20 protein-coding genes are annotated in these 21,511 nt (G+C 52.2%); 2 read left to right on the top strand and 18 right to left on the bottom strand.

All coding sequences use genetic code 11. The features are described 5' to 3' along the window. Positions 1-193 precede the first annotated feature (193 nt). The 11 genes from HMPREF1028_RS00580 to HMPREF1028_RS00630 all read right to left on the bottom strand — a co-directional run bounded on the left by HMPREF1028_RS00580 (position 194) and on the right by HMPREF1028_RS00630 (position 12,206). Complete coding sequence (locus HMPREF1028_RS00580) at positions 194-1,369, bottom strand: DegT/DnrJ/EryC1/StrS aminotransferase family protein (RefSeq protein ID WP_009310887.1); 1,176 nt, start codon at positions 1,367-1,369, stop codon at positions 194-196. Beyond that, positions 1,362-2,144: a formyltransferase family protein gene (locus HMPREF1028_RS00585; protein WP_009310888.1), complete on the bottom strand. Its 783-nt coding sequence runs from the start codon at positions 2,142-2,144 to the stop codon at positions 1,362-1,364. The genes HMPREF1028_RS00580 and HMPREF1028_RS00585 overlap by 8 nt, the downstream gene beginning before the upstream one ends. Positions 2,145-2,165: 21 nt before the next feature. Then, a complete protein-coding gene (locus tag HMPREF1028_RS00590) occupies positions 2,166-2,876 on the bottom strand; it encodes an HAD family hydrolase (RefSeq protein ID WP_009310889.1) in 711 nt (236 codons plus the stop codon). Then, positions 2,863-3,837, bottom strand: coding sequence for an ATP-grasp domain-containing protein (locus HMPREF1028_RS00595; protein WP_009310890.1), 975 nt, complete (start codon positions 3,835-3,837; stop codon positions 2,863-2,865). Before HMPREF1028_RS00595 ends, HMPREF1028_RS00590 begins: the two co-directional genes overlap by 14 nt. Continuing rightward, positions 3,824-4,441, bottom strand: a complete 618-nt coding sequence (locus HMPREF1028_RS00600; RefSeq protein WP_003769146.1) for a sugar transferase — start codon at positions 4,439-4,441, stop codon at positions 3,824-3,826. The genes HMPREF1028_RS00595 and HMPREF1028_RS00600 overlap by 14 nt, the downstream gene beginning before the upstream one ends. Next, on the bottom strand, positions 4,434-5,606 hold the full coding sequence (locus tag HMPREF1028_RS00605; protein WP_009310891.1) for a glycosyltransferase: 1,173 nt from the start codon (positions 5,604-5,606) through the stop codon (positions 4,434-4,436). Before HMPREF1028_RS00605 ends, HMPREF1028_RS00600 begins: the two co-directional genes overlap by 8 nt. Positions 5,607-5,620: 14 nt before the next feature. After that, the gene (locus tag HMPREF1028_RS00610; RefSeq protein ID WP_003776181.1) at positions 5,621-6,694 is read right to left on the bottom strand and encodes a glycosyltransferase family 4 protein; all 1,074 of its coding nucleotides are present in this window, start codon (positions 6,692-6,694) and stop codon (positions 5,621-5,623) included. Positions 6,695-6,707: 13 nt separating this feature from the next. Then, on the bottom strand, positions 6,708-7,985 hold the full coding sequence (locus HMPREF1028_RS00615; RefSeq protein ID WP_009310893.1) for an O-antigen ligase family protein: 1,278 nt from the start codon (positions 7,983-7,985) through the stop codon (positions 6,708-6,710). Between the two features lie 15 nt (positions 7,986-8,000). Next, a complete protein-coding gene (locus HMPREF1028_RS00620; RefSeq protein WP_003769122.1) occupies positions 8,001-9,173 on the bottom strand; it encodes a glycosyltransferase in 1,173 nt (390 codons plus the stop codon). 127 nt (positions 9,174-9,300) lie between these two features. Then, positions 9,301-10,734 carry an oligosaccharide flippase family protein gene (locus HMPREF1028_RS00625; RefSeq protein ID WP_009310895.1) on the bottom strand — a complete coding sequence of 478 codons (1,434 nt, stop codon included), beginning with the start codon at positions 10,732-10,734 and terminating at the stop codon, positions 9,301-9,303. Positions 10,735-10,898: 164 nt separating this feature from the next. Continuing rightward, a complete protein-coding gene (locus HMPREF1028_RS00630) occupies positions 10,899-12,206 on the bottom strand; it encodes a nucleotide sugar dehydrogenase (RefSeq protein ID WP_009310896.1) in 1,308 nt (435 codons plus the stop codon). Positions 12,207-12,233: 27 nt separating this feature from the next. On the opposite strand from HMPREF1028_RS00630, the gene HMPREF1028_RS13030 reads away from it, so the two are divergent. Continuing rightward, positions 12,234-12,494: a hypothetical protein gene (locus tag HMPREF1028_RS13030; protein WP_232203750.1), complete on the top strand. Its 261-nt coding sequence runs from the start codon at positions 12,234-12,236 to the stop codon at positions 12,492-12,494. A gap of 218 nt (positions 12,495-12,712) precedes the next feature. Here the strand turns inward: HMPREF1028_RS13030 and ribD are convergent, their stop codons facing one another. The 7 genes from ribD to HMPREF1028_RS00665 form a co-directional block, all read right to left on the bottom strand. Further along, positions 12,713-13,810: a bifunctional diaminohydroxyphosphoribosylaminopyrimidine deaminase/5-amino-6-(5-phosphoribosylamino)uracil reductase RibD gene (gene ribD / locus HMPREF1028_RS00635; RefSeq protein ID WP_036528826.1), complete on the bottom strand. Its 1,098-nt coding sequence runs from the start codon at positions 13,808-13,810 to the stop codon at positions 12,713-12,715. Positions 13,811-13,874: 64 nt separating this feature from the next. Then, positions 13,875-14,405 carry a hypothetical protein gene (locus tag HMPREF1028_RS00640; protein WP_009310898.1) on the bottom strand — a complete coding sequence of 177 codons (531 nt, stop codon included), beginning with the start codon at positions 14,403-14,405 and terminating at the stop codon, positions 13,875-13,877. 40 nt (positions 14,406-14,445) lie between these two features. After that, complete coding sequence (gene nrdR, locus HMPREF1028_RS00645) at positions 14,446-14,907, bottom strand: transcriptional regulator NrdR (RefSeq protein ID WP_003776195.1); 462 nt, start codon at positions 14,905-14,907, stop codon at positions 14,446-14,448. Positions 14,908-15,042: 135 nt separating this feature from the next. After that, positions 15,043-15,885 carry a class II glutamine amidotransferase gene (locus HMPREF1028_RS00650; protein WP_003769129.1) on the bottom strand — a complete coding sequence of 281 codons (843 nt, stop codon included), beginning with the start codon at positions 15,883-15,885 and terminating at the stop codon, positions 15,043-15,045. 393 nt (positions 15,886-16,278) lie between these two features. Continuing rightward, entirely contained in the window at positions 16,279-17,466 is a 1,188-nt protein-coding gene (gene ccsB / locus HMPREF1028_RS00655) for a c-type cytochrome biogenesis protein CcsB (protein WP_009310899.1), read from the bottom strand. Further along, a complete protein-coding gene (locus HMPREF1028_RS00660) occupies positions 17,456-19,474 on the bottom strand; it encodes a cytochrome c biogenesis protein ResB (RefSeq protein ID WP_009310900.1) in 2,019 nt (672 codons plus the stop codon). The genes ccsB and HMPREF1028_RS00660 overlap by 11 nt, the downstream gene beginning before the upstream one ends. A 243-nt stretch (positions 19,475-19,717) precedes the next feature. Continuing rightward, positions 19,718-20,344: a c-type cytochrome gene (locus HMPREF1028_RS00665; protein ID WP_003759506.1), complete on the bottom strand. Its 627-nt coding sequence runs from the start codon at positions 20,342-20,344 to the stop codon at positions 19,718-19,720. A gap of 200 nt (positions 20,345-20,544) precedes the next feature. Here HMPREF1028_RS00665 and yihA point away from each other — a divergent pair, with 200 nt between their 5' ends. Continuing rightward, positions 20,545-21,198: a ribosome biogenesis GTP-binding protein YihA/YsxC gene (gene yihA, locus HMPREF1028_RS00670; protein ID WP_009310901.1), complete on the top strand. Its 654-nt coding sequence runs from the start codon at positions 20,545-20,547 to the stop codon at positions 21,196-21,198. Positions 21,199-21,511 lie beyond the last annotated feature (313 nt).

The following is a 21,511-nucleotide window of genomic DNA, read 5'->3' on the forward strand; positions in this document are numbered from 1 at the left end:
TTTGGTATGTTCTGAATAATGTTGTGGGTGGGTTTCAGACGACCCCGGTCATGCAAAGGTCGTCTGAAAAGACGTTTGTTGCTACGGAGCATTGGTTTTCCGTATGTGTCGGCTGCTTGCCGGTTCCCTTTTTTATTCGGCTGAAGCGGTAAACCGCCGCCGTCCCGATGATACGGGCGCGGCGGTTTGTACTTTATGCTGTGGCTTCTGCCAACACAGCTTCGATGTGTTCTTTGCAGAACGCGATTTCGTCGTCGGTCAGCGTCGGATGCACCAAGAACATCAGGCTGGTGTCGCCCAGTTCGACGGCGTTTTTCAGCCGCTCTTTCGGCCGCCACGGCGTGTTGTCGAAGGCTTTTTCCAAATAGACTTCGGAGCAGCTGCCTTGATAGCAGGGGACTTTGCGCGCGTTCAGTTCGTTCACGATGCGGTCGCGCGTCCAGCCTTCTTTGAGGTGTTCGGGTTTGACGAAGGCATAGAACTTGTATTGCGCGTGTTCGATGTAGTCGGCGACTTCAATCAGACGGATGCTTTTGAATTTGCCCAGGCTTTCTGCCAGCTTGGCGGCGTGCACTTGGCGGCGTGCCGTCCATTCGGGCATACGTTTGAGCTGGATGCGGCCGATGACTGCCTGCATTTCCATCATGCGCCAGTTGGTGCCGAAGCTTTCGTGCAGCCAGCGGAAGCCGGGGGCGTGTTCGCGGTGGTACACGGCGTCATAGCTTTTGCCGTGGTCTTTGTACGACCACATTTTGCTCCACAGCTCTTTGTCGTTGGTGGTGACCATGCCGCCTTCGCCGCCGGTGGTCATGATTTTGTCTTGGCAGAACGACCATGCGCCGACGTGTCCGATGGAGCCGACGGATTTGCCTTTGTATTTCGCGCCGTGCGCTTGGGCGCAGTCTTCGATAACCCACAAATCATGTTCTTTTGCCAAGTCCATGATGTCGTCCATTTCGGCGGGCATACCGGCAAGGTGGACGACGATGATGGCTTTGGTATTCGGCGTCAGCGCGGCTTTGATGGTTTCGGCGCTGATGTTTTGGCTGTTCAAATCCACGTCGGCGAACACGGGGTTTGCGCCGGCGGTAACGATGCAGGAAGCGGAGGCGAGGAAGGTGCGCGAGGTAACGATGACGTCGTCGCCTGCGCTTATGCCCATTGCTTTAAGCGCGACATCAAGCGCCAGTGTACCGTTGGAGAGGGCAACGGCGTATTGCGTGCCGGCGAAGGCGGCGAATTCTTTTTCAAATTCGCGGCATTCGCTGCCCGTCCAATAGTTGACTTTGTTGGACAGCAGGACTTTGGAAACGGCATCGGCTTCTTCTTGGGTGAAGCTCGGCCACGGGGAGAGGGATGTGTTAAGCATTGGCTTTTCCTGCGAAAAGGCTGGTGGAGTCTTTGGGGGCGACTTCTTCCAGCAGTTGGCGGTTGATCAAGGTGTATTTTTGACCGTTGATTTCGACGTATGCACCGTCGTAAGGCGGGAACCAGAAGGCGCGGATTTTTTTCTCGACGTCGTCGCCGTCGCGGATTTGCTTCATGGCTTCCATTTCGTCGCGGCTGACGTAACGACCACCGATGTTGGGCGTAGTCGGCAGTTTGGCTTGCGCTTCGACGGCGCGGGCGATAATGCGTTGTGCAAACGGCTCCAATGCCTGCATGGTTTTGCGTTCGAGCGATTGGGCGGTTTCGGCAGAAGAATCAATGGGGAAGCGGTCCACTTCGATGATTTCGCCGGTGTCGATGGAGGCATCGACGTAGTGGGCGGTGCTGCCCCATTCGGACAATTCGTCCATGATGGCGAGGTTGTAGCCGCCTGTGCCTTTGTATTCGGGTAACAGGGCCGGGTGGAAGTTGATCGTACCCAAGCGCGGGACGGTCAGGAATTCGTCGCGCAGTTTGCGCCAGTAGAGTACGGACAAGCCCAAGTCGTATTTCAGACGACCTTCTTTCATTGCTTCCAAGGCAGTGTCGAAAGTGTAGAGCGGCAAGCCCAATTCTTTGGCGGCGGCGGCCGTCGGCGAGCCTTGCAGGTGGCTGTCGGTTAGTACACCGACGATTTCGATGCCGTTTTGTGAAGATAAGAGCCGGAGCAGGTTGGCGGAAAGCCGTTTACGTCCCATGAATAATATTTTTGTCATGTAAGAGTCCTTTTTGTTTTATCAGCTAATGTGTGATTTTGTTGAACAGTCCGAAGGGGCAATCAGCTGCGCCAAATCTTGCAGGGAGCTGATCCACGCATCGGGATGGTGTTCTTTGTTAAAGTTTTCGGGTAAGTGGTGGTGAATATTGTGCTCGGACGGATGCAGCCCTATGGTGATCCAGCCCAAAGCGTTCGGCGCGATGAAGTCTTTGGAAAGGTTGTCGCCGATGTAGATGAAACAGTCTGCCTTTTCGGCATATTTGTCTTGTAAATAGCGGAAGCGTTTGCCGTCGGGCTTTTCCGAAGCGCAGGCTTCGGAGACGAGGATGTCGTCAAACAGGGAATACAGCCCCAAGGCTTCCAGTTTCAAGCGTTGGGTCAGGCTTCTGCCGTCGGTAATCAGCGCGCGTGCGGCGAAGGGCGCGGTCAGCTCGGACAGGAAATCATGCGGGGCATACGGCGTCAGCGTCGGGCGGTGCAGCCGGTATTGCCACAGAAGAACCTGTTTTTCCGATTCGTTGAAACCGCAGTGGCGGCACAACTTGTCCAGCCAGTCTTTGCCGTCGGGGTCGATACTGCGCCATAGGTCGTCTGAATCCCAATCGGGATACAGGGTGGTAACGGTATCGACGATTGCACGGATGCCGGAGAGTTTGTATTCGTATTCCGAGTACAGCGTATCGTCCAAGTCGAAGACAATGACGGCGGTTTCAGGATTAATCGTTTTCATGAACTAAGACCTTGGCATCGTAGCGCAGCATGATGAGGTTGTTTTCCCAGTCGTCTGAAAACGGAATTTCTTCGTTGCGGAAGTATTCGTGCATCAGCCAGCCCGGGTAATTGCCGCCTGCGGCATACGTCAGCGGGAAGCCGCCGCCGAAGCGGGGGTTGATTTCCACGCCGTAGAATTCGCCGGTTTCTTCGTTGCAGAAGAACTGCGCCGTAATGCAGCCGCGCGCGCCTTCCAATACCGCCATTTTTTCCAGCAGCGTTTGGTAGAGGCTGTTTTTGCGGGTAACGCCTTTGCTGACTTCGCCGGAGCGTACTTCCAAGCGTTTTCGCGGGATGGCGCATTTCAGACGACCTTCATGGTCGTAATACATATCGACGGTAAATTCGGAAAATTCGTTTTCGATGTCGATAAGCTCGCAGAACATCAGCTTGGGGTCGTCCACGATTTCAGGCGTCAGGCAGGCTGGCGTGTCGATCCGTTTAGCACCGATGGCGCGGCTGCCGTCGTAGGGTTTGGCGAAGCAAGGGAAAACCAGCTTCTCGCGGTCGTAAATTTCGGGCGAGCGTATGCCGTAGCGGGCAAACAAACTGGCAGTTTTCCGTTTGTCGCGGCATTGCGCGATGAAGTCCGAGTCGGAAACGACGATGTGGATGCCTGCCGCTTCGAAGCGTTCGCGCTCGTCTGCCAACTTTTGCAGTTCGGTGTCTATGGTCGGGATGATTAAACCGATGTTTTCGCGTACCGCCAGATCGAAAATGCTGTCGATATATGAATCGGCGCTAATCAGCGGCACTTCAAACGAACCGTCCGAAACGTGGCAGGCGGAGGACATACGCGGCACCAAATCCGTCGTCAAAATCTTGACGTCGTCTGAAAACTTGGCAGCTTCGGTTTGAAAATCCTGTACCAATTCAACGCGCCTTCCCGCGGAAAGGATAAGTACGTTATTTTTTCGCATCAGTGTCATTTCCTGTGAAATAGGGCATGGTGGCTTCTCCCTCAGCCGAAATACCTTCTTTGATAAAGACTTTTTTGACTGTCAGAAACAGGATTTTCATATCCAGCCAAAAACTGTAATGGTCGATATACCAAATATCGTGTGCGAACTTTTCGTCCCACGAAAGCGCGTTGCGCCCGTTGACCTGCGCCCAACCGGTTACGCCGGGCCTCATTTCGTGGCGGCGGTTTTGAAATTCGTTGTAAAGCGGCAGGTAGCTCATCAACAGCGGTCTTGGGCCGACCAGGCTCATCTCTCCTTTTAGAACGTTCCAAAGCTCTGGAAGTTCGTCCAAGCTCGTCGCGCGCAGTTTTTTGCCGAAAGGGGTCAGCCGCTCGCTGTCGGGCAGCGGGTTACCGTCTTTGTCGACCGCATCGCGCATGGAGCGGAATTTGATCATTTTGAACGGTTTGCCGTCTTTGCCCGGCCGCTCTTGGGTGAAGAATACCGGTTCGCCCAAGTTTTTGCGGATGAGGTATATCAAAATCAAAAATACGGGCGAGAGGAAAATCAGTCCTGAGGCGGAGGCGATGATGTCAAACAGGCGTTTGAAGAATTTACTCATGGGCTAATCTTTCAATCAGGTTGACGATTTTTTGATACGCCACGTCGCGCTTGAAGCGGCGGACGATTTCGTCGGATTGAACGGGGTCGTTTTTGCGCGCCAGAATGTCTTTGGCGGCTTGGACGAAGCTGTCCACATCACCGGAACGGTAGTCCGCGTGCGGCAGCAGGGTGAGGACTTCGGCAACTTCGTCGTTGACCTGGCTGTTTAAAATCGGTTTTTGCAATGCCATATAGTCGGACAGTTTGTTGGTAATCGACTGCATGGCGTAGGAATGGATGGCGTTGACGGAGATGTCGCAGCCCTTGGCGACCGACATCATTTCGGCGTAGGGGATGTAGCCGTAAAACTTGATGCCGTCGCAGGCGTATTGTTTGAGCCTGTCCAAATCGGGGCCGCCGCCCATGATGTGCAGCTCTACATTTTCGCCGCCGTCCAACAGTTTCCGAACGCCTTTGCACACGGTTTCCACGTCATAGCTGTAACTGAGCGTACCCAAGTAGAAGAAGCGGGTTTTGTCGTCGCCGAAGTCTTTTGCCGGCGCGGCATCGAGTTTCGGAAAATCCGCACCGATATAGACGACTTCGCCGGGTACGTTCGGATTGGCTTCTTTGGCGCGGTCGAGGTAGGTCTGCGATACGGCGACCAGCGCGTCGGCGTAGCGGTAGGCACGGTTGGCGCGGGAGGAGAAGGGCAGCAGGTTGTGCGGGATTTTTTTCAAAAACGGCACAACCGAGGAGAAAGATTCAGGCCATACGTCCTGCACGTCGATAATCAGCTTGTAGCCCAAACGCGCTTTGTGTTCGCCCAAAAGCAGGTTGGTGGCGATCAGCGGATAGGCGGAAAAGACGACGTCTTGTTCGCCTGGGCGGCAATTGTTCAGCCATTGCTCAAAATTTTTGACGAACACATGATGGCTTTTGACGCGGTCCAGCGATACGTTTTTGCCGTAGCCGCTCTCTTCCAGCAGCATGACTTTCAGACGACCTTGCGAGGCAGATTCGGCATCTTCAGGTCGTCTGAAAGATTTGTCGTAGTGTTTGAAATTGCTGGTAATCAGCAGCACGTCATGAGACTGCGACAACAGCTCGGCAAGATACCAGAAGCGGTTGAAATGCGGCTCGGACGGCAGCGAACAGTAGGGGGCGACGATGGTGATGTTCATATTTTCAGACGACCTCACATATCGTAAGCGGCCATTGTGGTGCGATAGATTTCATCATCGGAACACAAGGTCTCAACGTGTTTATGCAGGGCTTTGCCCATCTTTTCGCGCAGCTCGGGCTGCTTGATGAGTTGATCGACGGCTTCGATAAAGGCTTCGTCTTCGCCGAATGGGAAACAGTATCCGGTTTCGCCGGTAATGACCATTTCGGAAATGCCGCCCATGTTGTAGGTGACGACGGGCGTGTCGTAGAGGCCGGCTTCAAGGATGTTGTTGCCGACGCCTGCGCCGTGGTCGCCGATGCAGTGCGGCGTGTTCACCAAAATATCCACGTCTTTGAAATAGCCGGTCAAATCGCGCACGCCGCCGAGGAAGGTAACTTTGTCGTCTATGCCCAGGCGTTTCGCTTGCGCTTTCAGATTGTCCATTTCTTCGCCTATGCCCGCTACGTTGAGGCGTACGGGCATATTGCGGTCAACCATTTTCTTAAAGATGTCCAGCATCACATGCACGGCGCGGACGGTATCCAAGCGCGACAGCGTGCCGAGCATGACGTAGTCTTTGGCGGTTTTTTCAGGAACGTAATCGGCTTTGTGCAGGGCGTTGTAGGTGTAGGTGATGCGGTTGGCGGGGAAGCCGTGGCGGATGAGTTTTTCCTGTTCGTGCCTGCAGTTGCCTATGATGTATACGCCCAGCTTGTCGAAAAGTTTGGCGATTTTCGGATAAGTTTCGGCATCTAAACCGCGTGCGTGGTAAAACACTTTGGTTTTCGGCGAAGAGATTTTCGCCGCGATGGCACAGGCGGGAACGATACGCGCCATTTGGCAGTGGATGATGTCGGGTTTTTCTTGTTTCAACATTTTCATGTAGGCGAACATGCCTTTGATGTAGCCCAAGATGCCGCCCTGATAAAAATCAATCGGACGCCATTGGATGCCCAAGGCTTGGGCTTCTTTGATGAGCGGGCCATCGGAAGAGGCAAGGACGACCTCGTGGCCGCGCTGCCTGAGCAACCGTCCTAAGCGGAAGGTCGCGTTTTCAGTGCCGCCGAGGCCGGACATGGAAGTAGTCAAAACAATTTTTTTCATATCATGTTTTCTATCAAGGGGTGTATCGGTACGCGTTGTACGCCGTATCGCGCTGCGGCAGGACGCTGTATAGGAAAATCAAAAAGCAGGGCAGCCAGAGGAAGGGCATGCGCAAAATGGTGGACGGGATGAAGCCGCCCAAAATAAACAGGCCGATTGCCGCCAAGCCGATGGCTTTTTGTTTGTTCCGCAGGTTTTGGCTTAAAAAGACGTTCACTGCATACCAAATGATGTAACAGATGAAGCCGATTAAGGAAATCATGCCGAAGCCCAAATACAGTTCGATGATGAAACTGTGCGGGTTTTCAAAACCGAGGCTGTCGCTCAAATGCCCGCCGAAGTATTCCTGAAAGTTTTTAGGGCCGTAGCCGTAAAGCAAAAGCGGCGGATTGCTCCAGAAGTAGTTGTAAATTTCTTGGCGGTAGCCGACCGAGTTGTCACTCTCCAAATTGAACAGGAACAAATACAGGCGGGAAGAAATGTTTTCCAAAAAGGCATTGCCGTGCATCGAGAGCAGGAAATCGGCAATGTACTGTTTCGGAATCATCGACAAGCCTGCGCCTGTAACGCCTATGGTCATCAGCGTAAACAGCCCGTTGTTACGGTAAATCAAGTTCAGGATAAACAAAATAATGTAACTCATCGTCGCCGTACGCGATGCGCTGGCGAAAACAATCGCGCCCAAACTCAAAAATAAAATCCAGCCGAAAAAATATTCCCTCTTGTTGACGCCGATATTGAAAAATATCAACACGGCAGGGGCGAAGAACAGGGCAGTCGTACCCAAGTTGTTGGGGTTGAAGAAAAAGCCTTTAATAACGCCGGCCTCAATCGCCAAAATTTCGTCTGATTTGACAAACTGGATGCCGGTCAATACTTCGATAACGGGCGGGATAATGATAAAGGCGCAAAAGTAAACCAACAGCCTGCGTACGAAGCGCAAGGGGTTTTCGTGTCGGCTCAAAATCAGATACAGCAGGTAAAACAAACCGGCGACCGACAGGAAGAAAAAGGTATCCATGACCCTGACCGAATCCAAGGGCGTGATGAACAGATGGATTGCGCTCCAGCCGGTCATCAGCCCGACCGCCATCAGCATGAGTCCTGCCTTGCTGTTGAATGTTTTGTTTTCTATGAAAAAAATCAGCAGGGTGGCAGGCACCAGCAAGAGGGTCAGCGGATTGTCGATACGCGGAATCCCCAGTTTATACGACAGCATCGGCCCCAGCATGTAGGCGGTAACCATCGTATAAAGCATAGTAATGTATATATTTTGTTTTTTAATTTTCACGTTGCTTCCTGAAATTTAGGTCGTTCCAAGAGCTTTATTATATGCAGAAATGATTTGTTCGGTAACGGGACGCTCTCCAAATTCTTTCAGGCAGTTTTCGCGCAACAGGCGCGGGAAATATTTTTTCCGGTTCCGATAGAGAGAGATAAGTGCTTCCGTCAGCGATTTTTGGTCTCCGACATCGACCAAAAGCCCGTTGGATGGATTGACGATAGTCTCAGGACCGCCACAGCGCGTCGCGATGACGGGCAGCCCTTGAGCCAAAGCCTCGATGAAAACGACGCCGAAAGTTTCGTGGCGGCTGGCCAATACGAAGGCATCGCTTTGATACATCAATTCCAAGACTTCTTCGTTTTTCAGACGACCTTCAAAGATAACGTTGTTTTCCAGCCCCAAATCTTTTGCCAAACGGTGCAGCTTGAATTCTTCGTAGCCGCCGCCGCCGATTTTCAGCTTCAGGTTCGGATAGGCTTTGACTGCTTCGGCAAAGGCGGGCAGCAGGATGTCGTAGCCTTTTTTATGTTGCAGGTGTGCGACCGAGCAGAAGGTAAAGTCTTCGTTGGCGGGTTTGTCGGCAAGGTCGATCGGTGCTTCAAAGCTGGCGGACAGGATATTGGGAACATATTGCCACTCCAATCCGCGGTATTCTTCTTTCAGCAGTTCGGCAAAGTCGCGGCTGACTGCCAGGCGGCAGGCGGCGTTTTGGGCGGCGGCATACATCAGCGGGCGTTGCCAGTTGCGGATAAGTTTGCGGGCGTAGGTGGTGCTGTGTTCAGTGATGACATACGGAATGCCGGTTGCTTTGTGGATTTCGTATGCAATGATGCCGCCGCTGTTGACGCAGTGCGCGTGCAGGACGTCGGGCATGCCGTGGTCTGCAACGTATCGGCGGAACAGTTTCATACTGGCGGCGATTTCCCGTTTGCGGTCGATATGCGGAATGCGCGGGAAGAAAAACATGCTGTCGTACACATAAGTCGGTACGTCTTTGTCGATGTAGGTCCTTATTCCGTAATTTTTCGGGTTGAACGCAGTTTTTGCCTGAGTTCTGAACGAACGGAATATCGGTGCAACGACCCCTACTTTGACTCCGGAGCGTTGCAAGGCTTGTGCTTGCAGGCGGAAGAAGATTCCGTTGACGTCGTCCGGAGTGGATGGATACCAAGAAGGAATGATTAATGTATGCATGATAATACCTGTGTCGAGTGTGTCGGCGTACAAGCCACATGGGTTGCGGACAGGGCACAAAATCAAAGATTCTCGGTGAGTAAGCGTTTTGTAGCGGCAGAATCAAAAACTGCGCGCAGTATGGTTGTTATTGTGTTGAATGTTTTTTATTCAGACGACCTTTCACTACTGATAAAGCTGAAGAAAGTGGTGTTTTGTATTTCACAGTCAGGGCAATCAAACCTGCCAGCCAGATTAAAGCAAAAATGTAGTAGTTGCCGGTGTTGCCGAAGTAGGTGTAGCCCAGGCACAAAATCAGGCAGAGTGCGGTATGGGTATAAATTTTCCGGCAGGGCAGCTTCTGCCACATCCTTGAAGACAATTCTGTCTTGATGAGCATAAACACCCAAAAAGAAGTCGCGCTCGCCATTGCGGCGCCCCGTGCGCCCAAGAGCGGAACCAGCCAATACAGCAGGCCGAAGTTCAGCAGGAATGCCGCAATATTGACTGCGGTAATCAGCCAGGTTTTTTTGACGACGTTCAAACCGATGCCGGTCACTTCCGTCAGCGTATAAAACAAAGGAAACATCATGCACGACAGTAAAATAAACTGTACCGATGCATATTTCCCGGGAAGAATCCAAGTGACCACCGGCGAAAAAATACCGATAAAGCAAACCATCGCGCTGATGAGCGCAGTCATCGACAGGGTAATGCCGCCGATTTTGTCGAGGTTGGTGTTGTCTTCAACCCATTTGAACACCAATGGCGCCCATATGGTTGAGAATACGCTTTGGAAAATCAGGGCGACAGCGCCGAAGCTGACCGCCATCGAGTAAATCCCCAGTTGCTCCAAACTTGCCATTTCTTTCAAAACAAAGCGGTCGATAGACGTCAGCCCCCAGTAGGCGAGATTGCCGAATGCCAAAGGCAGTCCGTATTGCAGACCCATTTTGTGCAGCTTTGCCGACCAAGGCGAACGGATGGCGGCGGCCAAATCCGTTCGGGTTTGGTAGATCAATACAGCGACGGTCAGTATTTGGGCGGCGGTATAGGCAAAGACCAGGCTGGTGGTGTGGGTTGGCAAGCCGATTAGGATGAAGAGCAAAACCAAAACCAAAATCAGGAATTTCGGTGTCAGTTGGCTGAGCGAGAAAGCAATTGCCTTTTCCTGCATCCGTAGGATGAGCGAGAAAAAGCGGATAAACAGGGTAGTCAGTAAAAAAACCAAAAACAGAATACCCAGCTTGGTGTTGTTCAAATCAAAAATAATTTCGGAAGGCCAAGAAGGATTCCACAAAAGTATCAGCAATACCCCGGCAATGCTCAAAACAAACGAGGACAGGCTGAAGGATTTGAATAGCGCGGCTTTGTCTTCGCTGGCGTAGTATTCGCGGATATACGCCTGATCCAAGCCCAGCCCCAAAATCAGGATGGTCAGAGCGGATATGGTTTGCAGTAAGACGATACGGCCGATGTCTTCCGCAGGGTAGTACCATGAAATCAGCGGAAGCGAGAGGATGCCGAAAGCCGCGCTGCCTATCGGGCCTAAGGCATAACCGAGTATTTTTCTTATATTCATAAATAGGTGGGGTTTGTTGCCGCCAAGATTTTCAGACGACCTGAAAACGCAGCAGCATCATATAAATAAGGGCTTTCTTAGGTCGTCTGAAAACAAACGGTCTAAGAAAGCCGACTGCCTGCCGAGAGCTGTCGGCAAGCAGTCCGCCTCAATCGTCAAAGGTGTTACGCTTTCACGACTTTCGGGTTTTTCGCAGGGAACTTGCCGCGCGTATCGACAATCAGTTTGGCGTGTTCGGCAATCATGTCGTAGTCAAACTTGTCATGGTCGGTCGTCAGCACCACGCAGTCGTATTTCGCTATGGTTTCCGGCGTCAGCGGCTCGCTCTTCAGGTCGAAGTAGTGGTGGCCGGGGATGTATGGGAATTCAAGCACGTGCGGGTCAGAGTAGGAAATGTTTGCACCCAATTTGTGCAGGCGGTCCATCACTTCCACAGACGGACTTTCGCGCATGTCGTCCACGTTTTTCTTGTAGGCGATACCCAAAACCAAGATTTTGCTGTCTTTGATGGAACGGTTGTGTTCGTTCAAAGCCAGGCCCACTTTGCTGATGACGTAGTCGGGCATATGGGAGTTTACTTCGCCTGCCAACTCGATGAAGCGGGTGTTTACGCCGTATTCGCGCGCTTTCCAAGTCAGGTAGAACGGGTCGATGGGGATACAGTGACCGCCCAAGCCCGGACCGGGATAGTAGGCAACGAAGCCGAACGGTTTGGTTGCCGCGGCGGCGATGACTTCGTGAATATCGACATCCATTTTGTCGGCGACGATTTTCATCTCGTTCACCAAGCCGATGTTCACGGCGCGGTGGATGTTTTCCAGAAGCTTGGTCAGCTCGGCGGCTTTGGTGGAGCTTACCGGTACGACTTTGTCGATGGCAGGCTGATACAGCGCGATACCGACTTCCAAACAAGCAGGGGTATGACCGCCGATGACTTTCGGGATGGTACGGGTTTCAAAATTCGGGTTGCCCGGGTCTTCGCGTTCCGGAGAGTACACCAAGAACACGTCTTTACCGACTTTCAAGCCGCCTTCTTCAACGCGCGGCAGCAATTCTTCTTCGGTTGTGCCGGGATAGGTGGTGGATTCCAAAGACAATACTTGACCGGCGCGCAGGTAAGGTTTCACTGCGTCGGTAGTGTCGATAACAAAGCTCATGTCCGGCTCGCGGTATTTGTTCAACGGAGTCGGTACGCACAAAATCACGGCTTCCACTTCGCCGATGCGGGAGAAGTCGGTGGTGGCTTCAAACAGGCTGTTTGAAGCGGCGGCGATTTTCTCGGCAGGAATATGCTCGATGTAGGTCTCGCCTTTGTTGAGTTTGTCGACTTTGGTTTTGTCGATGTCGAAGCCCAAAACCTGATAACCGATGTCCACATAGCGGAGCATCAGCGGCAGGCCGACATAGCCCAAGCCGACGATGCCGATTTTGGCGGTTTTATCTGCAAATTTCTGAATGGTAATATTTTTCATGACAAGTCTCATGTGATGGAAAAGGGCGTGCCGCACAGTGCAAAATGCCGCAGCAGAACCCCGGCCGGCAGTCATAAAAACAGCATGGTCGGAATCCGTTTTGTCGGTGTCGAAAATAAATCTTTCCCTAAGATTGGTTTTGGACGTAAAAGTTTTGCATGTGCAAATGCAGCATTGCCCGACGATAATGGAGTGTTGGGAAATGTTTATGCAAATATTATAATCAAGCTGGGCGGTAAGATTTTGAATTGTATTATTTTTAGTAATTACTATACCGTTAGTGACTAAATATAATATCGGAAATACAAATAATTAATAAAAATTAGTATTAATATATTTGCGTAATTTAACCTAAAATTAATATTACTTCAGTATATGTTGAAGCGGTATTTGTAACTCTGTCAAGCAAATCAGGCGATGCAGTAAAACACCGTTGCTTCTGACAAAAAGGTCGTCTGAAAACCCAAAATCAGTTTTCAGACGACCTTTCTGGTTTACAAGGCAGCCTATTTTTTACGCAAAACCCATTTTACGTCCTGCCCGATCAGCTCTACCGAACGGCTTTCCCACTCGCCTTCCGAAGCCAAAACGGCGGGGTTGGCGGGGAGGGTGAGCAGGCTTCTGCCTTCGCCTAAGATTTTCGGCGCTTGGTATAACACGATTTCATCTGCCAAGCCTGATTCGATAAAGGCGGAGGTCAGTGTCGCGCCCGCTTCGACCATAATCTCGCCGTAGCCCAGTTCTGCCAATTGGGGCAGCAGTGCGGCAAGGTCTATACGTCCGTTGGCGTTTTCAGACGACCTCAAGATGCGGATATGACTGAACGCGCGGTATGGTTTGAGGCGTTCTTCATCATCGACGGCGGTTACGATGACGGTGGGGCTGAGGTCGTCTGAAATTATGTGGCTGCCCAACGGCGTTTGCAGTTTGCTGTCCAACACGATACGCGCAGGTTGGCGCAGGGTCGGGAAGGCGCGGACGTTGAGGCGCGGGTTGTCGGCAAGCACCGTGCCGATGCCGGTTAAGACGGCGCAGCTTTCCGCGCGTAAGGTTTGCACGTCCGCCCTTGCGGCTTCGCCGGTAATCCAGTAGCTGCGTCCGTCGGCGAGCGCGGTTTTGCCGTCCAGGCTGGCGGCGCATTTGATGCGGACAAACGGGCGGCCGCGTTCGATACGGGAAAGGAAGCCGCGGTTGAGTTCGCGCGCTTCGGTTTCCAGCAAACCGCTTTCGGTGCGGATGCCTGCGGCTTCGAGCATTGCCAAACCTTTGCCTGCCACCAAAGGATTGGGGTCGGTCATGGCGGCGACCACGCGCGACACGCCCGAGCCGATAAGAGCCTCGGCGCAGGGCGGCGTACGGCCGTAATGGCTACACGGTTCGAGCGTCACATAAGCCGTCGCTCCGCGCGCCATTTCGCCCGCCTGCCGCAGCGCATGCACTTCGGCATGCGGTTCGCCCGCTTTGACATGAAACCCCTGCCCGACGATTTGGCTGCCGTGTGCAATCACGCAGCCGACGCGGGGATTGGGGGAAGTGGAAAAACGCCCGAGCCGCGCAAGGGCAAGGGCGTTTTGCATCATTTGGGTATCAATACAATCAAACATAATTTGGATTTCTTAAAGTTTTCCGTTTTCAGACGACCTTCGCCGTGTTCCATTCGTCAAAATGCTAATGCGCCAAACTCACTTCTTTTAAAACGACGGACAAATCTTTCTGCCCCGCATGATGGCTGTACGCGCAAACGGTATAAATATTGGCTTCGTGAATGGCGATGCAGTATTGGTTGAACGTACCTTGCCGGTCTTCGCGGTCGGTTTGGTAATTCATGCGGTTGTCGGTGGCGATACCGACGCGGACATTTTGAGTTTCGTCCGATTGCAGGGCGGTTTTGAGTTCGGCGAAATAGGTTTTGGCATCCGTTTGCGCCGGGCCGTTGTTCGCTGCATAAATGGTAATGCGCGCTTCAGGGTCGTGTTGGAGCAGAATCAGGTTGGAGGCGGGAACGTTTTTCGGATGGCGAGCGGAATCGGCGATGATGTCGGAGAAGTGGCTGTTGTGGACAGAGATGGAAATTTTGCCGTCCATGCTCGTCAGCGTTTGAACCGTATCGGAGGCGACTTTCGACGCCGCATCGCCCTGTTCGGGGTTGCAGGCGGCAAGGCAGAATAGTGCGGCGGCTACGGATAAAACTCTTTTCATAAACATCCTCTTCATCATCAACACACCGCTTTCAGACGACCTATTTCCCGTCAGTCTGCACCAGCGTGGCGATTGCCTGAGTAAACTCGGACACGTCGTTGAAACTTTTATACACGGAAGCAAAACGGACATAAGCGACCTGATCGATTTTTGCCAATTCCTCCATCGCCATTTCCCCCACCATGCGCGACGGCACTTCCTTGTTGCCCGACTGATACAGACGCTGCTCAATCAGTGCGACCGTTTCATCGATTTTTTCCTGGGCGATCGGGCGTTTGTGCAAAGCCCGTTCCAAACTGGTTCTCAGCTTGTGCGGATTAAACGCCACGCGCGTACCGTTGGATTTAATCACCTGCGGCATCCGCATTTCGACCGTTTCAAACGTACTGAACCGCTGCCCGCACTCCACGCAACGGCGGCGGCGGCGGATGCTGTTCGTCTCTTCCAAGAGCCGCGAATCAGTGACTTGAGTATTGGGATGCTGACAAAACGGACATTTCATAAGTTTTTGAATTTATTTGTTTGTGAAACGGAATTGTAGCCGATTGAGCTATTCCCGTATAGTCGGTGGGTTTATTATGGGTTGAAGGGGTCGTCTGAAAACCTTGAATCTGGGTTTTCAGACGACCTCTTTGTTTTAAACGGATACGCCGACGGCGCGGGCGATTGCCAAGCCTTCTTCTACGCTCATGTAAACGGGTTGTTCAGGACGGTCGCTGCGGGCAATGTCGCCTTGTCGGAACATGACCAGTTCGTCCACTGCCAGTTGCGACCAGGTTTCGTCGCGGGTCAGCGGTAAGGTGGCGATGACGGCGACTTTGTCGTTGGGGGTGGTGACTTCGGAAAAATCGACCATGACGTCGTCGTCCAAAAGCCGTGCTTTGCCGAACGGGGCTTTGCGTACGATGTAGTGCAAAAGCGTACTGGCGTGGGCAAACAGGTTGTCGCCGTTGGACATAACGAAGTTGAACAGTCCGAAGCGGCGGATTTCGTGGGTCAGTGCGGCGAGGGCGTCGAATAGGGTGTCCGGGTCGGGCTTGGTGGCGAAGCGGCTGCGCAGGCGGTTGAGGATGTAGCAGAAGGCGCGTTCGGAATCGGTGGTGCCGACGGCATGGTAATACTCGCCTTGTTCGGGGTAGAAATCGATTAAATGTCCGTTGTGTGCAAACAGCCAGTATTCGCCCCACATTTCGCGCATGAAGGGGTGGGTGTTTGCCAGCGAGGTTTGTCCTTGCGAGGCTTTGCGGATGTGGGCGATGACGTTTTCGGATTTGATTTGGTAGGCGCGAACGAGGTCGGCGACGGGCGAGGCGGCGCTGGGTTTGTCGTCGTGGAACAGGCGTACGCCTTTGCCTTCGAAAAAGCCGATGCCGAAACCGTCTGCATGGTGGTCGGTAATGCCGCCGCGGCGGCGGAAGCCTTCAAAGGAAAAGACGATGTCTGTGGGGGTGTTGCAGTTCATGCCGAGCAGTTGGCACATGATGTTGACCTTTGTTATTTTGATGTGGGGTTGAGGGCAAAACAGGGGTAAATCGGCGCAATGTACAAGTGTTTTGTGTGATAGATGGGATTATGGTCTATCGGAAGGGGTGTTTCAATAGGAAGGGGAGGGATATTGGGGGTGAATTTGGTGTGATTGTATTTTGCTGCGCCTGATGGTGCGAAAAGGTCGTCTGAAAATGGGAAACTGTTTTCAGACGACCTCTACTAAGGGAGGGATTGAAGCTCCCGTGTTTTCTTGCGAGAGATTCCTTTGTTTTAAACGGAAGCCATCAAAGCAAAAGAGATACAAGCACAGCCCGTATTTTCAAAAAAGGTCGTCTGAAAACCATATAAGCTTTTCAGACGACCTTTCTTTATTGTGTTTTGACGCTTACAAGGTGCCGTAAGAGTGCAGGCCGCTCAGGAACATGTTGACGCCGATGAAGGCGAAGGCGGTAACGAACAGTCCGATGACTGCCCACCATGCGAGGATTTTGCCGCGCCAGCCGGCGACGAGGCGCAAGTGCAGCCAGACGGCGTAGTTGAGCCAGACGATGAATGCCCAAGTTTCTTTCGGGTCCCAGCTCCAGTAGCGTCCCCATGCGTCGGCTGCCCACAGTGCGCCGAGGATGGTGGCGATGGTGAAGAATAAAAAGCCGACGGCGATGGCTTTGTACATGACTTCTTCGATGACTTGCGAAGGCGGCAGCGATGATTTTTTGCCGGCGTTTTCGTTTCTCAATGCCCAAAGTTCGGCGATGCCGAGCATGGCGGCAATACAGAATGCGCCGTAGCCGATGAAGTTGGCGGGGACGTGGATTTTCATCCACCATGATTGCAGGGCGGGAATCAGGGGTTGGATGGTGTGTGCTTCGCGGGAAAAGCTGTACCAAAGGACGAAGCCGACGACGATCGCCATGAAGCTGAAGACGAAGCCGCCGAGTTTTTGTACGGCGAAACGGGTTTCGTAGTAGAGGTACATCAGTGCGGTGATGACGAGGAAGAGGATGAAGACTTCGTAGAGGTTGGAAACGGGGATGTGTCCTGCGTCAGGGCGCAAGAGGTAGCTTTCGTGCCAGCGTACTAAAAGTCCGGTAAAGCCTGCAACTGCGGACACCCAGGCGAATACGGAACCCATGCCGAGCAGGGTGTTGGTGGCGACGTTTTTGCGTTGTGCCAACACGGCTCCGGTGATATAGGCGAAGAGTGCGAAGAAGACGAAGGCGCATTGCCACATAATCGCGGACTGGCTGCTGAGGAAGTATTTGAGCAGGAAGCCGTCGGAATGCGTGATTTCGCCATCGTAGAGCATGACGGCGCCGTATGCGAGGACGGCACACAAGGGGGCAAACCAGCGCATGGGTTTAAAAAACCAGCCTAAAAAGACGGTAATGCCCGCGCTTGCCCACAAAATCACCATTTCGTAGATGTCCATGGCGTGCTGAATGCGGGTTTGGGCGAAGAATGCGCCGGCTGCGGTCAGGAGGGCGAATAGGCAGTCGACCGTATTCAGGGACTTGAGGAACGATTTGTGCGTCAGCAGCTCGTGTTCGGGTAGGGGGTTATGGTTATGCGTCATGGTTCAAATCTTTCGCCAGTCGTTGCAGGCTTTGTGTATGTTGCGGAAACTCTTTTTGCAGGTCGCGCTCGTTGCGGCTGGAAGACATGGCAAAGCGGATGCGGTCGTCTGAAAACAGAACCCACGCGCGTTTCTCGCGGATGTAGAACATAAATATCGTGCCGAGAACCAGCAAAACAGAGCCTAAATAGACTAAAAATGCACCGGGCGAACGGGTCATTTGCAAGCCGGAGGAGCGGACTTCTTCAAAGCCGTCCAGTTGCAGGAGCATGGGGGCGGGGTATTCGGTCAGGCCGGTATAGGCGTCCATGCTGTGCAGCAGGAAGCGGTTGCGCGCTTCGTCTTGAGACCATGTGGGCAGCTTGTATTTTTGGATGGTTTCTTCCAATACGGCGTTCATGACGCCGAACAGCATTTCGTAAAAATATCCCTGCATTTTTTCCTGCTGCGCTTTGGGGATGTTTTTGGTGATAAATTCGTCCAACGCCAAATAGCCGCCTTTCGCAAAAATGCCCAAGGTGTTTTCGGCGGCAAGGGTGAATTGCTCGCGGATGTTGTCGGGCGCGTTCAAGGTCGCGTTGCGGATGACGGCTTTGCGTGCGGCTTCGTCTTTCAAGAGTTCGCGCATCGCCATGAAGGTGTCGGGTTTGAAAGTCTTATCGGCAGGAATGCGCAGCCAACGGTATTGCTGTTCCAGACCTGTGCGCGTACCGGTGATGAAGAAATAATCCTGATCCTGCTTGACGGGCAGCATATAGTTTTTATATTCGACAGCCTGACCCGCTTTGTCGCGGATTCGGTAAACAACGGATGGGCCGATGTTGGTGTATTTTTTGTCTTCTTGAGAGACGGCGCGCACGTCGTTAATCGCTGATTGCAGGGTTTGCTCTTTTTCAGACGACTTGCTCATGTCTTCCACGTTCATAGACGTGAATTGGTCAAACTCCAGTTTGTAGGACGTATTGCCGATGTCGAGCGGGAAGTCGCGCATAGATGTCGCCCTGAGCGTTACCGGCTCGCGGCTGGGATTGCCCAAATTCCAGGCTTTGAACTTCAAATCGGATCCCCCGTCGGCAAAGCTCGCTTGATAGATGGTGATGCCGTGCAGCGTCAGCGGATGGTTGACGCGGATGGTGTGTTCCGATTTTTTGCCGCTTTCCTTGTCGGTAATTTCCAAATCGCTGGCAAAATCACGCGGCATCCCGGTATTGTAAAAGTCGATGTGGAATTTCTTCAGCTTCACTTCAAACGGCAAATCCTGAACCAGCATCCCGTTGTCGGCATTGAGGAAGACCACGTCCGCGCTTTGCCCTTCGGTAATGTTCACATTGCCGCGGAACGACAGGTTCGACGTACCCAAAATGCTTTCCGGTTTGAAGTCTTTGGCATAGACGGAATGATTGTCCGGCACGACGCGTCCGGTCAGCATACCGATTTTCAGTAGGAGGTTGCTGTCTATCAAGCCGCCCAAGCAAATCACAATCAGCGCGGTATGGGCAAAAATGTAGCCCCACTTGTTCATCGCCCCTTTTTTGGCGGCAACCAAAACCGATCCGTCTTCGCGCGTTACGGTTTTGCAGCTGAAGCCTTGTACTTCGAGATAACGCCGGGCAATTTCAGACGACATCTTGCCTTCCAACACAGTCGAATGGCGCATCGCCGCTAATGATTTTTCTTTGGCGTTTTCACGGAACGATTTGATTTCGCGGAGAAAAGGCGGAACATTGCGAATCAGGCACAAGCTGGTCGATATCACCAAAAACATCATGATGACCACAAACCAAGCGGACGCATAAACATCGTACAAGCCTAAAAAGTTGAAAATCTGCGACCAAAACGGACCGAATTTCACAACATAATTGACCTGCGGCTGGTTTTGCTGCAACACCGTCCCGATAACCGAAGCGACGCCCAGAAGACTGAGCAAGGCAACGGCAAAACGCATGGAGCTTAAAAAAGCGAACCAAGGTTTGTGGATAAGGGGGACGGATGAAGAGGATTTGCTCATAGCGGTTTGATTTGATAAAGAATACGGGGATGGTCGGGATTCGGAAGAGGCCCGATTATCGAACGGCACAAAAAATAGACATGATGGGGCAAAAAGCCAAAGGCTGCCATTTGAAAATACTTATTGCCTCAAAAGCGGCGGCATACCATCGCACAAGGTCGTCTGAAAACAACTGCCCAAGGGCAAGCGTTTTCAGACGACCTTGATATTCACATCATCCGCAAACAGACGGATTGATAGGAATCAATGCAGACCTTGGATGAAGTTGGAAACCGCATTCAACTCTTCTTCGGTCAGGCGTTTGGCAATATCTTCCATAATCGCGTTTTTGCGTTGTCCGGATTTATAAGCCTTCATTTGATCGACCACATAAGACATATGTTGGCCGCCTAAGCGCGGATATGCGCCGATTTCGGTACCGCCGCCCGGAATACCCGCGCCGCTGGGGCCGTGGCAGGACATACAGGCAGGAACTTTTTTATCCACCAAACCGCCTCGGTAGATTTTGCCGCCCAAAACAGGATCATTTTGTTTCGGGTTAGCCTCGCCGGATTTGGCCTGTTGTTTGGCATAGAATGCGGATACATTCAGAATGTCTTGCTCGGACAGGTTCATCACCATAGGTTTCATCACAGCGGCGGAACCGTTTGTACGTTTGCCTTCTTTAATATCCAAGGTTTGACGGTAGATATAGGCACTGTGTTGCGCGGCGAGCTTTGGATACATGGCGATGCCGCTGTTGCCGTCCGCCGCATGACATGCCGCACAAATGGTAGTAGCCACTTCTTTGCCTTTTGCAATATCCGCTTTCGGGGCAGCGACAGCCGCACCGGCAGCCAAAACCAAGGCCGCTAAAGTCAATCGTTTCATGGAGTGCTCCTGATTACAGCATTGCATACCGCGACAATGCCTTTTTTATACTCAAAACGCCGGATAAATTTTACCCGATAAAAACCGATAATTCTATAAACGTGCTATTCTATACTAGATTTACATTAAATTACTACCATGTTTCGCAACATGAACACGGCAAATTCCGCCACTCCGTCTCAGGGAACAAGGAAATACGGATGAACCTCTTTCAGAACGCCAAATTCTTCACCACCGTCAACCATCTCAAAGACCTGCCCGACACACCCGCAGAAATCGCATTTGTCGGACGCAGTAACGCAGGCAAATCCAGCGCGATCAATACCCTGACCAACCATGTCCGGCTCGCTTACGTCTCCAAAACGCCGGGACGAACCCAACACATCAATTTCTTCGAATTGAGCAATGGCAGCTTCATGGTGGATTTGCCTGGCTACGGTTATGCGCAAGTTCCCGAAGCCATCCGTACGCATTGGGTCAAACTCTTGGGCGACTATCTCCAACAACGATGCCAGCTCATCGGCTTGGTGTTGATTATGGATGCGCGCCACCCTTTGAAAGAGCTAGATTTGCGGATGCTGGACTTTTTCCATATCACCGGCCGCCCTGTGCATATTTTGTTGTCGAAAGCCGACAAGCTGTCGAAAAACGAGCAAATCAAAACTTTAGGCGCAGTCAAAAAAACGCTCAAGCCCTATATGACCCGTCAACGCATCAGCGTACAACTGTTTTCCAGTCTTAAAAAGCAAGGGATCGAAGAAGTTAACCAAGTCGTCGGCGAATGGTTTGCTACGCATCAAGAAGAAATGGACAACTTGAATATCGGAAATCCGGAAAATTCCGAGCCATTGTAATCGGTCGTAGTATTATCTGCATTGACGGGACGCAAATCCGTTTATTGTCTTGCAGGGTGAGGGAACAAAATCATCTTGCTGCTGTGTATGTTGCTTTAAAATAGATAAACCCGAAAAGGTCGTCTGAAAATGTTGGATCATGTTTCAGACGACCTTGTTGTTTTTATAGTGGATTAACTTTAAACAAGGACGGCGTTGCCTCGCCTTGCCGCACTATCTGTACTGTCTGCGGCTTCGTTGCCTTGTCCTGATTTAAAGTTAATCCACTATACAATTCGTTTGATTGATGGGGTGAGTGGAAGGGGCAGAATCT

The organism is Neisseria sp. GT4A_CT1, assembly GCF_000227275.1.
GTDB lineage: Bacteria > Pseudomonadota > Gammaproteobacteria > Burkholderiales > Neisseriaceae > Neisseria.